This window comes from Waterburya agarophytonicola KI4 (genome assembly GCF_020640915.1).
Taxonomy (GTDB): domain Bacteria; phylum Cyanobacteriota; class Cyanobacteriia; order Cyanobacteriales; family Xenococcaceae; genus Waterburya; species Waterburya agarophytonicola.
Map to the genome: position 1 here is coordinate 14,585 of NZ_JADWDC010000014.1, position 15,242 is coordinate 29,826.

Consider the following 15,242-nt stretch of genomic DNA (forward strand, 5'->3'; position numbering starts at 1 on the left):
TTTGGCAATCCCTTTTTGAATGTTGGAGATTGAATTAGTAAGATAGAAAGCATTACTCTTCAAGCTATTAGCTAAGATTGCTTTACCCTAGTTTTAAATTGATTTTTGAGACTTTACACAATTTATTTTGAGCCAAATTTACTAGTAATTTTATCGATCGACCAGGTAGTAAATGCACCTAAAAAGAGAATCCCGATCGCAGGATTAAAAACTGGCAGCCAAAGCCGATACCAAATATCAAAACCCAGAGGAATATTGAGATAGCGACCGATTACTGCGATCGCAAACCAAATAAACCCGAAGAAAACTAGAAATACATCGGCAATAAGAATACGATTTAACCAAGTAACTATTTGTTCTTTCATATGTTGTAACTGCTTTAATTAACTACTATTGCCTCTGGTGTTAAAGACTGCTTCCAGGTAGCCAAATCGGCTAAAGAGCGATCGCGATATTTGCCATATCTTTCTCTTTTATTTTTTACTCTAGTAGGTAAGCTCGGAATAATCCCAAAATTAGGCGGCATCGGTTGAAAATGTTTGGGGGAAGCAGAGCTAATAAATTCAAACAACGCTCCCATCATAGTAGTTTCAGGCATTGCTAGGGGCTGTTTTCCCGAGGCTAAACGCGCGGCATTTGTACCAGCTAACCATCCCCCTGCTGCTGCTGCGGTATAACCCTCTGTACCGACCAATTGACCCGCTGCCAATATGTTGTTGTTGGTTTTAAACTGTAATGTCGGTTCTAACAATTGGGGAGAATTAATAAACGTATTGCGGTGCATGACTCCCATTCGCACAAATTCGGCATTTTCTAAGCCTGGAATCAAACGAAAAACTCTTTTTTGCTCGCCCCAACGGAGATTGGTTTGAAAGCCAACCATATTCCAAAGTTGTCCTGCTTTATCTTCTTGGCGTAGCTGCACGATGGCATAAGGACGCTTGCCTTGATTTTCTGGAGCGCGAAAATCACCAAGACGAGAATCGAATAAACCGACTGGTTTTAGAGGTCCATAACGCATGGTATCTTCACCCCTTCGCGCCTGTTCTTCAATGGGCAGACAACCTTCAAAAAACTTGGCAGTTTCTCTTTCAAAATCTTTTAATTCTGCTTGCTCTGCTTGGCACAATGCTTGATAAAACTGGAGATATTGCTCTTTGTTCATGGGGCAATTGAGATAGGCTGCTTCTCCTTTGTCGTAGCGGGAGGCTAGAAAGGCAACATCTTTATCGATAGACTCTCCCACAATAATCGGGCTAGCTGCATCAAAAAAGCTCATATATTCCATCCCCGTAAACTTTTGTAGCTCGTTCGTCAATTGGGGACTGGTTAAAGGACCAGTGGTTAATACGACAATAGTATCTTGAGGTATTTGTGTAACTTCTGACCTCTTCAATTCCACTAAGGGATGATTGGCTAACATACGAGTAAGCTCACCGCTAAATACGGCTCTATCTACTGCTAAAGCACCCCCTGCAAGAACGGCGTGTTTATCTGCTGTGGCAATGACTCCCGAACCTAAACGACGTAATTCTTCGTGGAGTAAACCCGCAGCTCGATCGCTATTTTTAGCACCAAAAGAATTACTACAGACCAATTCTGCTAATTCTTCAGTGTGGTGAGCAGGAGAGGTTCTTACAGGACGCATTTCGTATAAAGTTACAGGCACACCTGCTTGGGCAATTTGCCATGCTGCTTCCGTTCCTGCCAAACCACCACCAATTACGGTTACTCTATTATTTGTCATGTATTCATTTACTAGTTATTAGTCCATTAATTCTACTAGTAGAATTTCAGTAAACAGAAGAAAAGAAATAAATTTAAAAATCTCATATCTGGCGACTGCTCTTCTTTATAACAGTTTTACTGCTTTATTTACCTCCAATTTCCCAATTGTTATTAAATCAGTGGTTTTACTGATGACGAAAACACTTAGTAGATTTAGTTTAGAAGCGCATTAAGTTTGTTGCTAATAACAACATCCTAAAAAAATTGTAGGACTGTAATTTTAGCAATATCAGTGAAGTCGTAAATAATACTGTGTATTAGCAGCCACTAATACACGGTTTTTTTCAATTGTTAATTATTAATAGTAAATATATGGTTGATGGTTGTGGATTCTCAAATAGTTTTTTAAAAACCCATAATCCCAGCGACCTTTTCTAGATTTAAAGGAATTCCTTGTTTCAATTCATTAAGACTGTGATCTACCGCGCTAGTGGGGTCTTTTAAGCCATTTCCCGTCAAAACGCACACTACACTAGCATTATCGGGGACTCTATCTTTTACTTTAAATAAACCTGCTACCGAAGCAGCACTAGCAGGTTCGCAAAACACGCCCTCTTCCGATGCCAAAAAACGATAGGCATCGAGTATTTCCCCATCAGTTACAGGATTAAATTCACCACCGCTGGATTCCTTAACTGCTACTGCTTTTTGCCAATTAGCAGGATTGCCAATTCTAATTGCTGTTGCCAAAGTATCTGGATTTGCTATAGGCTCCCCTGAAACTAAAGGAGCAGCCCCCGCAGCTTGAAACCCCATCATTTTCGGCAAGCGAGAAGATTTTCCAGAGGTATGATATTCGCAAAAACCCATCCAATAGGCACTGATATTACCAGCATTGCCTACAGGAATACACAACCAATCGGGAGCATTACCCAATACATCAACTATTTCAAACGCTGCGGTTTTTTGCCCTTGCAAACGGTAGGGATTAACCGAATTGACTAGAGTGACGGGGTAGTTTTCTGATAGCTGGCGGACGATATTGAGGGCATCATCAAAGTTACCGTCAACGGCAATTACTTCGGCACCATAAAGTAAGGCTTGAGCTAGTTTACCCAAAGCGACATAGCCATCGGGAATTACTACAAATGCTTTCATCCCCGCTCTTTTGGCATAAGCAGCAGCAGCAGCAGAGGTATTGCCCGTGCTAGCACAAATGACCGCAGTTGCTCCTTCTTCTTTGGCTTTAGAAATAGCCATAGTCATACCGCGATCTTTAAAACTTCCAGTGGGGTTTAGACCGTCATATTTGACATAAACTTTTACACCACGACCAATCTTAGCAGCGATCGCGCGAGCTGGAATCAAGGGAGTATTACCTTCGAGTAAGGTGACTACAGGAGTGTTTTCACTTACAGGTAAATAAGGGCGATAGGTTTGAATCAAACCCTGCCAGTTATTCGCAGCTTTGGCAACGTTTGGATAAGATAAGTTGGTCGAGGGGATACTAAGGGTCACGAGCTATTTCAGTTAACGTTTAATATAAGCTATCAGCTTTGATCTTCCATTTTGTGGAAGTAGCCAACAACTTATTTAACCATTTATTGGTACGCAACAAGTGCTCGTCAACAGTTTAAAAGCGATTGGCATAGTCAATTATACTCCAGATTTAAAACTGCTGACGAGCAAGTTATTTATTGTTCAATAATTACGCTAGATCTTACTTGAGGTTTAGTTCTAGGAACTGACTTGGATTTGTTATAGCTACTACCTTTACGAGATGAACGAACGTTACCCGAACCTCTTCTGCCTTTAACTACTGGCTTAGAGTAACTGTCTTGAGGAATATCCCATTCTCCTTTCATCCAGTTAGGACAATCGCGATCGTAGACCATTTGCAGTGCTGCTGCGGCGATCGCCTGAGGATCGTATTCATCGCTCAATTCTCTGACCAAAGGTAGGAATGATGCCATTCTCTCCCCTGCCAAGGTTTCTTTGATTTTCGCCTGTAGTTTGCCGATACGTTTGGCTTCTACTTGTGCTCGATTGGGTATTTGGGCAATATCAATTTTGGCGTGTATACGTCGCTCGATTTGCTTTAGGGTACGACGATCTCCTGCATGAACTAGAGCGATCGCTGTTCCTGTTTTTCCCGCACGACCAGTACGACCGATACGGTGAATATAAGTTTCGGTATTGTCGGGCAGATCGTAGTTAATTACGTGAGTCAGATCTTGTACGTCCAATCCTCTAGCAGCAATATCTGTAGCCACAACCATTTTGACCTTGCCATCGCGGAAGCGTTTGACTAGTCTCTCGCGCTGCATTTGGCTTAAGTTGCCATGGTATTCATCAACACTATGTCCCGCTTCTTGGAGCTTACTAGTTAACTCACTAGCAGTACGTTTAGTGCGAACAAAGATAATCGCTGAATCAGGTTCTTCAATTTCCAAAATTGGTTGAAGTGCCTTAGTTTTCTGCCAACCACGAGGAATCATGTAGACGTGCTGATCGATGCGTTCGGGGGCCGCGTCTTTTTGCTTGACTGTGATGTAAATAGGAGAATTTAAGAAGTTTTTGATTAAATCTTTAATCTCTCTGGGCATAGTTGCCGACAGACAAGCAGTTTGTCTTTCTTTGGGAGTTCGGCGCAAGATTTTCTTAATATCATCGATGAAACCCATACTGAGCATTTCATCAGCTTCGTCAAGAATTGCTAATTTCAACTGGTCTAATTTTAGTTCGCCTCGTTCTAGCAAATCGATTACGCGCCCAGGAGTCCCGACAACGATTTGTACGCCACGACGGAGGCGACTGATTTGTCTTTCGATGGATTGACCGCCATAAACAGTCAAAGAAGAGACTCTTTGTTCTTTGGAGGCAAAGTCATCAATTGCCTTGCCTACTTGTTGAGCTAGCTCTCTGGTTGGAGTAAGAATTAAAGTTTGTACTGCTCTATCGTCAGCATCTACAATTTCTAGGGCGGGTAGAGCAAATGCTGCCGTTTTCCCCGTCCCTGTTTGGGATTGACCGACAATATCTTTGCCTTCTAATAAAGCTGGAATTGCGTCTTGTTGAATTTGCGTTGGTGCTTCAAAGCCCAGTTTTTCTAACTGAGTTGCACAAGCGTCTGATAGTCCTAATTCTTTGAAAGTAGTCGTCATAGATTTTCCTTTACTTTTTGTGTTGTTGTTTCTAAAAAAACTGTTTGTGTGCCAATTAAGGCAAAACGTACCTTTTTGCCGTTGTAGATAGGAGGTACAAAATCTTCGATAAATTACCGATAGGTTAGTTTGACCAAGGGCTTTTCGCCATCTCGATCAACTAAATCATCTAGCTTAAAATCAGACCATCGAATAGGCTGCTACGGTAGCAACTTCCCCATATAGGTCATAAACATCAGCAGCCGTAATATCTACCGATACAATTGAACCCAAGGAAGCTTCTCCACGAACATAAACTAGTCCATCAACTTCTGGGGCAAATTGTGCAGAGCGTCCAATGAGTTGCCCCGAACTAGGATTTTCCTGCTCGATTAAAACTTCTAAACGCTTGCCAACATAGGCTAGATTTTGGGCAGCAGCAATGGGTTGCTGTATCTGCATCAAAATATCTCTACGCTGGTTACTTATCTCTGGATCGACCTGGTTTTCTAAACTGTAAGCGGGAGTTCCTTCTTCGGGAGAAAAAGTAAACACGCCTACGTGATTGAACTGGTGTCGTCGAACAAACTCTAGCAAATGTTGAAAATGTTCGTCTGTTTCTCCAGGGAAGCCAACTATAAATGTGGTACGCAGAATTGCTTCTGGTAGTTCCTGCTTAATCCTCTCGATAATGCCATCATTGACCCTACCCTGCCAAGGACGATTCATCGCCCTGAGAATTTCTGGGTGAGAATGTTGCAGAGGCAAATCTAGATAAGGAAGAACGTTGGGGGTATCGCGAATTGCTGCGATAACCTTGGGAGTTAGACCCGTAGGATAAGCGTAGTGAATTCTAATCCAAGGAACATCAACTTTACCTAACTCCCTCAGAAGTTCTGCCAGCATGGGCTTGTCATAGATATCTGTGCCATAGTTGGTGGTGATTTGGGAGATGAGAATAATCTCCCTAACTCCTTGAGAAGCTAGAGTTTTAGCCTCGGCAACAATGGATTCTATAGAACGCGATCGCTGATTTCCTCGAAGATGGGGAATAATGCAAAAAGCACAGCGATAATCGCAACCTTCTGCCACCCTCAAATAAGCTACGCCCTCAGTGGTAGTGCGATAGCGAGGAATTGTTTCATCTGCGATATAAACTGGTTCTGCGGTTATTTCTTCAACCCTTTCTCCTGCTGTAGTGCGTTCGATAACGTCAACAATTTTGTGATAGTCGCTACTACCTACAACTGCTACAGCTTCGGGCAGTTCCTCTAACAACTCACCCTTGAAGTGCTGTGCCATACAGCCAGTAATCACTATTTTTTTGTCAGCTTCGGCTAGCTCGACCAAAGTACGGACTGATTCTTCTCTCGCTTCTTGAATAAAACTACAAGTGTTGACGATGACGTAATCAGCTAGTTCTTCGTTGGAATCTACTTGATAACCTGCTTGAGCTAGTAAGCCCAGCATATGTTCTGAATCTATACGGTTCTTTTCACATCCCAAGTGGGACATGGCTATAGTTGGCTTATTTGCCATTCTTTATCCTAAATTTTAATGACCAATACAAAAGTTACTAAATGAGTTTGCATTTTTAAGGTCAGACTCGCTTGTCTTGCTTGTGTGGAGCGTTTACCCCTGGTCTGTAACAGCTATATAAAAATAATAAATATAAATATTTAGACCAACTGTTGGATTATACTCCCTAGTTTCGCGGCGGAGCAGGAGCTAACCAGACAGTTTTTGTTCCGCAAAACTATTAATTATTCAAGACACCGTTTCTGACGGGGTTTGAACTCGCGGTCATACATATCTGCTGAGATACGTAAATAACCTTTTCGTTAAAATATATTAACAGATAAAACCCTAAGTGGGAATTAATCATTAGCAAAATTAAAGCATTTCTCTGAAAAAAGAATTGAAAAAATGACTGGTAATAAGTGTATACAGTATTAAGCGTTATCTGAGATAATAATAGCTTTTGAACAGGAGAAATAAACCGCGTGGTGGAGTCAGCGTGAAATTAAAACAAATTTTTGAAACAAATAGTCCAGTAATAGGCGTGGTTCATTTATCTCCTCTGCCTAGTTCCCCTCGTTGGAAAGGAAATCTCAAAGAGATAATTGCCCGAGCAGAACAAGAAGCGACTGCACTATCGGCTGGTGGCGCAGACGGCATTATTGTAGAAAACTTTTTTGATGCTCCTTTTGCTAAAGATTGTGTCGATCCTGCGGTGGTTAGTGCCATGACTTTGATTGTCGATCGCTTGAAAGGAATGGTCATGTTACCAATTGGGATCAATGTTTTGCGTAATGATGCTCGCAGTGCCATGGCGATCGCAACTTGTACGGAAGTTGATTTTATTCGCGTCAATGTTTTGACGGGAGTCATGGCAACAGACCAAGGATTAATTGAAGGCAAAGCCCACGAGTTACTCAGATATCGTCGAGAATTAGGCTCAGATGTAGCAATTTTGGCAGATGTCTTGGTCAAACACGCTCGTCCTTTGGGAACGCCTAATTTGACCGTTGCCGTCCAAGATACGATCGAACGAGGTTTGGCAGATGGCATAATTTTATCGGGATGGGCAACAGGTAGCCCTCCAACTCAAGAAGATTTGGAATTGGCATCGGCAGCAGCAGGAGAAACTCCTGTCTTTATTGGCAGTGGGGCAAATTGGGACAATATTGCGCAACTAATGCAAGCTGCTGATGGTGTCATCGTCTCTAGTTCTCTCAAGCGTTATGGCAAAATCAGCGAAACTATCGATCCCATCAGAGTATCTCGGTTTGTCGAAGCTGCTAGAAGTAAACCTCAAGCAACTGGAAAGGTCGAATCAAATTCTGTCAAACAATTTTAAACAATTTATAATCAAGCTCATTTTCAACTCAGGCTATAATTTGATTTGAACAGCAAATTATTAATCATTTGTCAATATTAAGTAGATTTTAATAAAAATTAAAATAAAAATAATTTATGCGCCGTAGACGTTCTTTACCTTGGATATACCGTTGGTCGCGACCCATCATTGGGGCGATCGCCATTGCAGGAGCAGTCTTAACTGCTTATTTAACAATTACCAAATTGACGGGTAGTGGTCCTGCTTGCTCTATTGATGCAACTGCTGGTGCTGGCTGTAGTGGTGTTTTAGATAGCGTTTATGCAACTGTGTTTGGTCTGCCATTAAGTCTGTTTGGTTGTTTGGCTTATGTCAGCATGGCAGCTTTTGCCCTCGTTCCTTTGGCAATAGACCGCGACAAACAGAAAGCTCTTAAAAAACAGGCAGAAAACTATACCTGGTGGCTATTACTGGCTGGAAGCATCGCTATGGCGGTGTTTAGTGGCTATTTGATGTATGTCTTGGCTACCGAATTGAAAACATCATGCCCCTACTGTATTGGTTCGGCGTTGTTTTCTTTGAGCCTATTAATTTTTACTATTACGGGCAGAGACTGGGAAGATTTGGGACAAATATTATTTACGGCAGTAATTGTTGGATTACTTACCATTGTGGTAACTTTGGGTATTTATTCTAATGTTAATTCACCAATTGCCAACGCCAATAGCATAGAAGAAGTAGCTGATGTTGATGGGTTTATTCCCATTCCTGAAGCTGATGGACAGCCTACTCCACCAAAAGGTTGGGAAATTACGACGACTTCTGGAGAAGATGAAATTGCTTTAGCCAAACATTTGACCGCTACAGGAGCAAAAAAATATGGTGCTTTCTGGTGTCCTCATTGCTACGATCAAAAGCAATTATTTGGGAAAGAAGCATTTAGTGAAGTAAATTACATTGAATGCGATCCTCAAGGCAAAAATCCTCAGCGCGAGGCTTGTTTGGCAGCAGGAATTCAATCTTTTCCGACCTGGGAAATTGATGGCAAATTTTATCCTGGTACAAAAACTATGGCAGAGCTAGCAGAACTTTCTGGATATAAAGGTAGCCAAGAATTTAAGTACAAACCCTAGTAGAGGTTTATTTTTCTTGTGTTGGAAGCAATCGATTTAGATTGGGAGAAGGTTAGAAGAAAATAAATGCTTTTTTGACTAGTTTCTCAAACTTTGCTTCCTACTTCTCCTGCCCTCTTCTTCCTTAATTGCTCCTCCTTTCTGGTTTTTATGGTTCGATCTCCTTGAATCTTCCGTTTTGTCAAATAAGGTGCTTTGCACTAGCTTCGTTGTGTAGGCGATCGCGGTTAAGGTAGTAACAAAACCAATTACAGAGGCGATAATTTGTTTGGGATCGTTATTGCCTGAAAGTAAATTAGTCCCCACAGAAGCAAGATATACATAGAGTGCAATCACGGGTAACATCGCCACCCAAGAAACAAATATGTATTGCCAAAAATTGATCTTAGTTAAGCTAAAACCGTAGTTAAGCACGTTGGAAGGCACAATAGGCGATAGACGAGTGAGAAAGACTATTTTCCAGCCTTTTTGAGCTACTGCACGGTCGAATTTTCCCCAATGAGGGCGATCTGCAATCCATTGATGAACTACTTTTCGCGCCACAGTTCTACCTAGTAAATAGCACACCGCAACACTTAATGTATCGGCAAAGGATACTAAAATTAGTCCAGGGACGAAACCATATAAGCTACCCGCAGCTAAGAAGAGAAAAATTGCAGGTAAACCTACTAAAGTTGCTAAAAGATAAATACCAATAAAAGCGGGATAACCCAAGTAACCAAGTGAACTAAGCCAATGGTGTGCTTGAAATACCCATTCTTGCCAAATAACCATAAGATATTACTTAGATAACCACTCCCAATTTATTAGGAGCAGAAATAATAAAACTGTAAATTTTGAGGACCAAAAGTTGGGAAATCGAGGGAAAGATCCATAAAGTGTTGACATTCGGAGTTTAGCTTAAGAATAATAATTTCTCAACAGCGTTATTTTAGGAGGAAAGAATAACTCAGTTTGATCGCATCCTAAAGATTCTCTTTAGACCTTGATTTGAAGGAGGTTTCACGAATAAAAATATTAAGATTATCTAGCATAGTGGAATAATAAGTTATTTTTAATTACTCAATCGGGAATTATATCTTTAAAATCAAGAATATATTCAAGCCTTAAAATATAACCATGACTGGAAAAAATACTTATTTGAGCATTAGTGAATTTAATGACAAAAGTCAGTTTGATTCATCCAATTTAGAATGTACTATTGACGGTATTTTTTTTAGAAAAAGTGATGCTTTAAATGCCAGTAATATTACAAGCATATTGAGTATTTGTAAGAAATATAATAACTTCGATATTGATACTTTAATTGTTAAAAATAATGATAAATTAACAATTTGGATAGAGGAAAAAGCCAAGAAAAATAATATTAAATCTGTTGAGCTTAAAGAAAAACAGACAACCCCAACTTCAGCACAACCACAAGTAAATATGAACGATTTACCAACTAAAACTATAACTAGAAGATATCGCGGTCAAGTATATGAAGAAACAGTTCTAGACTGGTTGGCAGTGGAGAAAATAAGTGAAGAAAACAAACCCCGTCGTAAATATCGAGGGCAATACATCGATTGATATCGTAGTAATAAGTAATAAATTTTTAAGACTGAAAAAGGGTGAATGGTTAAAAGATTAATTGTTTTTTTTGATATCTAAGAATTTTGATTATTTGAACTCTGATATAAAATAGTTAATTTCTAATTTCCGTATGACATTGAGTTCTGCACAATTGTAGTCACAACTTCTAAAGCCGTAGCAGGAGCTAACAAAACGCCATTACGGTAGTGGGCTGTTGCTAGCAAAATATTACGATAACCCGATAAATTATTAATAATCGGGGCTGGTATACCTTCTGGTCGAGGACGTCTGCCAAGCCATGTTTTTAAAATACTAGCGTTTTTTAATTCAGGGCAAAAAGCGATCGCTTTTTGAATTGTTTGTTCTAATAATTTTTCATCTGCAATACTTTCTCCCGTCTCGGTAGAAAATTCTACCGTTGCCCCAAGCCAATATTCACTATTGCCTAAAGGTACGATATGGATATCATTTCCTGTAATTACGGGTTGAAAATGAGTCTGACCTAAAGCTCGGTCTAGTTTGAATTTGATTGCCTGTCCTAATACGGGGCGAATCGGAATTGTTTGTTGTAGAGATTTAGTTAGAGGAGTCGAACCTAAACCTGCAGAAATAATTAACCGTTCGACTTCAATTTTGCCTGTATTGGTTATTAGTTGTTTGCAAGTTATTGATTCATCTTCGGCGTTTGCTTGGGTAACAAAATCTTCCACTTTTACCCCAAACTCGAACTTGACTCCGTTGATGGTTGCTGCTGCGACTAATGCTTTGGTTAATTGGACGGGATCGATTTGCTTATCTTGGGGAGAATAGACCGCACCAATAATATCTGGGTTGACTATATGGGGACATTGCTGACTGACAAATTGGCGATCTCCAATAGTTAAATCCCATCCTTGCTTTTGACGAAATTCGCTTAATTTATGCCATTTTTCTAAATTATCTCCTGCAAACAGCAATTTGAAAATTCCGCAGTTATTAACGGAAATATCTACTCCTGTTTTTTCTTTTAATTCGGGAATCAAAGTTGCATAACGCTCAATGCTAGTTGCTCTCAACCGCCAAGCACGACCCTTTTTTTTATGGCTAATTATCCCCATCAATACTCCCAAAGCTGCCCCTGTCGAACCAGAAGCAGGGGTATTTTTTTCGATGACGGTGACGTCTAATCCTGGGATAAGGCTGAGTTCATAAGCGATCGCCGCGCCCACGACTCCACAACCAATAATGACAATTTGGCTCATAAATATTAACCTGATCACAACAAAAGAAAAGGCTCGGCAATGCCAAGCCCATCAAATTAATTAGTTATCTTACTGCCGTATCTTAGGCATTTTCATCAAAATCGGGAATAATATCTTCAATTCGATCGACAGTTTGTTCTACTTCTTCCTGAACTCCTTTAAAGACATTTTTAGCAGATTTCATTGCTTGGTCTGCTCGATCTACAGGTTTTTGTGTTTGAGGAATTAAACTGCTGTAAGCATCCAAATCGGATACTACTTTTTTATATTGATCGATCGCAACAGAGTAATTGTTCTGATCGACAGCAACGTCGATGTTTTCAAAGTGTTTGAAAATGTCTTTAGCTGCGTTCAAAGCTGGTTCTTGTTCGTCAGGAAGTAAGGCTTTAGATAAATAAGTCAAGTCTCTTCTGATTAACCCAAGAGGACCGTGCAAGAAATTATCGGCATTTGTCCAATCTTCTTTGTCAATATATTGACCAAGTTCGGACATTCTTTGACGAGCAACGTCTAGAGGGATGCGATAAGTTGCGATTTTTTGTAATTTGTCGGGAGTATAAGTAGGAGGTGCAGAGACAGTCGAACCGCTACAGCTAACTAGAATAGTTGTAGCAAAGACCAATATTAAAGAAAGAATAGGACGAAATATTTTCATTTTGTTCAAAATAGATGTTATTACTTTTCTCTAATTTTCTCAGGAAAAGGTACACCTTTAAAAAACTTTGCTGCGAAAAAACTGAACAATTGCTTGAGAAATATCAGATGCCCAATGTTCTTGAGGATAATGTTTTGCTTCGGCTAATTCGATTAAATTTATTTCTGGGTTACTCTCTGCTAGTTTTTTCACTCCGTCAGCATTGAGCCAACTATCGGCTGTACCCCAAATAATTAGAGTCGGTTGCGACCAATTGTTTAAACCCGTTTCAATATCTTGAGTAGTTCGATCTAAATCTATTTTTTTGAGAATAGCCATCAGAGATCTACCCACCGCCGAACTTTGCAGGAAAGGTTTGCGCAATACATCTAAATCCTTATCGGACACCACAAAACCACTGCCTTTTTCGATGGTGCGATCGACCAATAAAGGGTCTTGAGTCATCATATCTCCCACAAAAGGTAAACTCAATTGTTTCATTACCCAAGGGAGCTTTGAACCAGAGATAATGGGGGTGTTGAGAATAATTAAACCCTCGATCTGTTCGGGATTTTCTAGGGCGTATTGCACTCCTACCGAACTTAAAAATCCTTGAACGACTAAGTAAAATTTTTCTAGTTTTAAAGCAGCGATCAATTCCCCTAAACTCGTCAAAAATGCGTCGGGAGTATAGGCAAAATCTTTTTGCTTTGGTTTATCAGAAAATCCACAACCAAGCCAATCTGGAGCAATACTAGGAATATTTTCATCCGCCAATAGGGACATCATTTTTATCCAGGTGTAGCTATGGGAAGGCAAACCATGTAAAAAAAGGACGGGAGTGCGATCGCTGTTTATTTCTGTTTGACGATAAAACCACTCAAATTCACCCACCTGAATTTTATCTGTTTTTATGGACATTTGTTTTTAATTGATTATGATTAACTCTTTGAGGCAGCATACATTATTAAGGATGGCGGATGAAATAAGAGCAATTAAAAACTACCATTTAGAAGCTTTGTAAGTATTCATTTGTCTCTGGAACGTTTTGCAGACTAATTCCCCAGGACTATCGGGCTTGAAGGGAATTGGATACTTACCCTTGCGAGTCAAAGTACGATCGCGACAATTATAAATTTCGATATTTTTTTGTTTTTTACCATCAATGCTTACTTTAGCTCGATATTCCCAATAGTTTTTGGCACTGCGCTTTAACTTTAAGATGCAGACTCGTCCGTCAAAGCGATCGCGACACATATCCGCCTGGGCAACGGGAGTAAATCCCAACCAAAAAATTATTAATAACAACGCCAAAAACTTCACTTATTACTTATTACTTATTTACAGAGGGTGGTAATTCCAAAGGAATCTGTCCCATATTTCCCGTACGAAAATCATACAGTATTTGGCGAGCGACTCTTTCCTTGTCTCCTTTATAAAAGCGATCGCCTGCTTCTTGAATAAATGCTTCTCCTGTCATTCCCGTAGGATCTAGATTAAAACGGGATTGCAATACCTTGCCATAATCTAATTTTAAGAGCAAATCTACTTCTGCTGCTGCTACAACTTGATTATCATAGGAAGCTTGTCCAATATCTTCACAAATAGCCAATTTGATCGCATCTTGCTGATTTTCCAACCGCCAGGGAATAATCCCAGGGGCATCTAATAATTCTATTTCCTGGGAAATTTTAACCCAACGTAGTTGGCGAGTTACCCCCGCACGACGTTCGCTGACCACAACTTTTTTGCCTACCAGACGATTGATCAAAGCAGATTTACCAACATTAGGAAAACCAATTACTACCGCCCGCACAGGACGAGGACGCATTCCGCGATCGCGTCGCCGTTTGTTCATTGCCAACCCTTTTTTTTGTGCTGCAACTTTGATTGCTTTGATTCCTTTACCTTGTTTGGCATTGGCAAAATAAGGCTCTTGTTCTCGGGATTTAAACCACGTTGACCAATCTTGTTTAGCAGATTCGGGAATCATGTCCACGCGATTTAACACCATAATGCGCGGTTTTTCCCCAATCCAGTTATCTATTTGAGGATGATGGGAAGCTAGGGGAATTCTAGCATCGAGTATTTCTAAGACGACATCAACCTTCTTGAGTTGTTCTTTGAGTTGCCTTTCTGCCCTGGCAATATGACCTGGATACCATTGAATTGGAGGTGCGGACATAGATAATTTGAAATAATAATAAAATAAAACCCCATAGACTAATCTAGGGGTTTTGGTAACTAATTAGCAAAGATCCTTAACTTGGGTGGAATATAAGTAAATCAATATAACCAGAAGAATAGACTATTAAGGTTTGAGAATATACTCAGATTCTAAAGGTTTGAGTTTCCCAGTTTTAACTAAAGCCTGATGAATCATTGCTGCTACTTCAGCGCGAGTTGCCGATTTGTTAGGGCTAAGAGAATTGGCAGCGACATTAGGGCGATTTACAATCAATCCTGCTTCTGCTGCTGCTGCAACCTGTTGTTTTGCCCAATCAGGCAGATCCGAACCATCACCAAACTTTTGTAGAATTTGAGTAGCATCTTGAGATGGTTTTAAACCCAATCCTGTAGCTAAAGTAACTAATACTTGGTAGCGGGGAATATTTTCTAGAGGGCGAAATTCATCATCAGAATAACCCTGCATAAAGCCCATGCCTACTGCTTTATCGATATCAGCAGCGATCGCATTTTTGTTAGTTACATCTTCAAATTTTTTGATAGCTTTGTTTTTAGGCTTGTTATCAAAAGCTTGGCTGATTAAAGTAGCCATACTAGCTCTAGTAATCAACTTATCTGGTTCAAAATCTTGGTCTTCGGTTAAGTCTGCAACCAACCCCTGATCGCTCATCTGCTTGACAAATGGATATGCCCAATAGGTTGGAGCAATATCTTCAGGGATTTCGGTCTTTTCAGGAGTAGTAGCTGTAGATTTGGGTTCAT

General features: G+C 40.2%; 15 protein-coding genes. 3 read left to right on the forward strand and 12 right to left on the reverse strand.

The features are described 5' to 3' along the window. Positions 1–122 precede the first annotated feature (122 nt). The 5 genes from I4641_RS07885 to rimO form a co-directional block, all read right to left on the reverse strand. Entirely contained in the window at positions 123–365 is a 243-nt protein-coding gene (locus I4641_RS07885; protein ID WP_229639937.1) for a DUF8620 family protein, read from the reverse strand. Positions 366–379: 14 nt separating this feature from the next. Beyond that, a complete protein-coding gene (gene trmFO, locus I4641_RS07890; protein ID WP_229639938.1) occupies positions 380–1,747 on the reverse strand; it encodes an FADH(2)-oxidizing methylenetetrahydrofolate--tRNA-(uracil(54)-C(5))-methyltransferase TrmFO in 1,368 nt (455 codons plus the stop codon). Between the two features lie 386 nt (positions 1,748–2,133). Continuing rightward, the gene (thrC, locus tag I4641_RS07895) at positions 2,134–3,246 is read right to left on the reverse strand and encodes a threonine synthase (protein ID WP_229639939.1); all 1,113 of its coding nucleotides are present in this window, start codon (positions 3,244–3,246) and stop codon (positions 2,134–2,136) included. 176 nt (positions 3,247–3,422) lie between these two features. Beyond that, positions 3,423–4,892 (reverse strand): DEAD/DEAH box helicase, encoded by a 1,470-nt coding sequence (locus tag I4641_RS07900; protein WP_229639940.1) that lies wholly within the window; start codon positions 4,890–4,892, stop codon positions 3,423–3,425. A gap of 180 nt (positions 4,893–5,072) precedes the next feature. Next, the gene (gene rimO, locus I4641_RS07905; protein ID WP_229639941.1) at positions 5,073–6,410 is read right to left on the reverse strand and encodes a 30S ribosomal protein S12 methylthiotransferase RimO; all 1,338 of its coding nucleotides are present in this window, start codon (positions 6,408–6,410) and stop codon (positions 5,073–5,075) included. Positions 6,411–6,888: 478 nt separating this feature from the next. Between rimO and btpA the strand changes: the two genes are divergently transcribed. Both btpA and I4641_RS07915 read left to right on the forward strand, forming a co-directional pair. Beyond that, positions 6,889–7,731 (forward strand): photosystem I biogenesis protein BtpA, encoded by an 843-nt coding sequence (btpA, locus tag I4641_RS07910; protein ID WP_229639942.1) that lies wholly within the window; start codon positions 6,889–6,891, stop codon positions 7,729–7,731. A 116-nt stretch (positions 7,732–7,847) separates the two neighbouring features. Next, the gene (locus tag I4641_RS07915; protein WP_229639943.1) at positions 7,848–8,843 is read left to right on the forward strand and encodes a vitamin K epoxide reductase family protein; all 996 of its coding nucleotides are present in this window, start codon (positions 7,848–7,850) and stop codon (positions 8,841–8,843) included. A gap of 78 nt (positions 8,844–8,921) precedes the next feature. Here the strand turns inward: I4641_RS07915 and I4641_RS07920 are convergent, their stop codons facing one another. Further along, complete coding sequence (locus I4641_RS07920; protein WP_229639944.1) at positions 8,922–9,617, reverse strand: TVP38/TMEM64 family protein; 696 nt, start codon at positions 9,615–9,617, stop codon at positions 8,922–8,924. A gap of 345 nt (positions 9,618–9,962) precedes the next feature. Between I4641_RS07920 and I4641_RS07925 the strand changes: the two genes are divergently transcribed. Next, positions 9,963–10,415, forward strand: coding sequence for a hypothetical protein (locus I4641_RS07925; RefSeq protein ID WP_229639945.1), 453 nt, complete (start codon positions 9,963–9,965; stop codon positions 10,413–10,415). A gap of 122 nt (positions 10,416–10,537) precedes the next feature. On the opposite strand, the gene I4641_RS07930 is transcribed toward I4641_RS07925, so the two are convergent. From I4641_RS07930 to I4641_RS07955, 6 genes are all read right to left on the reverse strand, one after another. After that, a complete protein-coding gene (locus I4641_RS07930) occupies positions 10,538–11,659 on the reverse strand; it encodes an NAD(P)/FAD-dependent oxidoreductase (RefSeq protein ID WP_229639946.1) in 1,122 nt (373 codons plus the stop codon). Positions 11,660–11,741: 82 nt separating this feature from the next. After that, positions 11,742–12,314, reverse strand: a complete 573-nt coding sequence (psbQ, locus tag I4641_RS07935; protein WP_229639947.1) for a photosystem II protein PsbQ — start codon at positions 12,312–12,314, stop codon at positions 11,742–11,744. Positions 12,315–12,371: 57 nt separating this feature from the next. Continuing rightward, a complete protein-coding gene (locus tag I4641_RS07940; protein ID WP_229639948.1) occupies positions 12,372–13,214 on the reverse strand; it encodes an alpha/beta fold hydrolase in 843 nt (280 codons plus the stop codon). Between the two features lie 81 nt (positions 13,215–13,295). After that, complete coding sequence (locus I4641_RS07945; protein ID WP_369426744.1) at positions 13,296–13,616, reverse strand: hypothetical protein; 321 nt, start codon at positions 13,614–13,616, stop codon at positions 13,296–13,298. Positions 13,617–13,626: 10 nt separating this feature from the next. After that, positions 13,627–14,478, reverse strand: a complete 852-nt coding sequence (gene ylqF / locus I4641_RS07950; RefSeq protein ID WP_229639950.1) for a ribosome biogenesis GTPase YlqF — start codon at positions 14,476–14,478, stop codon at positions 13,627–13,629. 126 nt (positions 14,479–14,604) lie between these two features. Continuing rightward, a partial coding sequence (locus I4641_RS07955) for an S-layer homology domain-containing protein (protein ID WP_229639951.1) occupies positions 14,605–15,242 on the reverse strand: 638 nt, incomplete at its 5' end.

Excerpts from the sequence above, each read along its gene's own strand:
- I4641_RS07920 (WP_229639944.1), bottom strand. The coding sequence starts at position 9,617 with ATGGTTATTTGGCAAGAATGGGTATTTCAAGCACACCATTGGCTTAGT.
- psbQ (WP_229639947.1), bottom strand. The coding sequence starts at position 12,314 with ATGAAAATATTTCGTCCTATTCTTTCTTTAATATTGGTCTTTGCTACA.
- rimO (WP_229639941.1), bottom strand. The coding sequence starts at position 6,410 with ATGGCAAATAAGCCAACTATAGCCATGTCCCACTTGGGATGTGAAAAG.
- I4641_RS07915 (WP_229639943.1), top strand. The coding sequence starts at position 7,848 with ATGCGCCGTAGACGTTCTTTACCTTGGATATACCGTTGGTCGCGACCC.
- I4641_RS07930 (WP_229639946.1), bottom strand. The coding sequence starts at position 11,659 with ATGAGCCAAATTGTCATTATTGGTTGTGGAGTCGTGGGCGCGGCGATC.
- I4641_RS07885 (WP_229639937.1), bottom strand. The coding sequence starts at position 365 with ATGAAAGAACAAATAGTTACTTGGTTAAATCGTATTCTTATTGCCGAT.
- I4641_RS07940 (WP_229639948.1), bottom strand. The coding sequence starts at position 13,214 with ATGTCCATAAAAACAGATAAAATTCAGGTGGGTGAATTTGAGTGGTTT.
- I4641_RS07925 (WP_229639945.1), top strand. The coding sequence starts at position 9,963 with ATGACTGGAAAAAATACTTATTTGAGCATTAGTGAATTTAATGACAAA.
- I4641_RS07900 (WP_229639940.1), bottom strand. The coding sequence starts at position 4,892 with ATGACGACTACTTTCAAAGAATTAGGACTATCAGACGCTTGTGCAACT.
- trmFO (WP_229639938.1), bottom strand. The coding sequence starts at position 1,747 with ATGACAAATAATAGAGTAACCGTAATTGGTGGTGGTTTGGCAGGAACG.
- ylqF (WP_229639950.1), bottom strand. The coding sequence starts at position 14,478 with ATGTCCGCACCTCCAATTCAATGGTATCCAGGTCATATTGCCAGGGCA.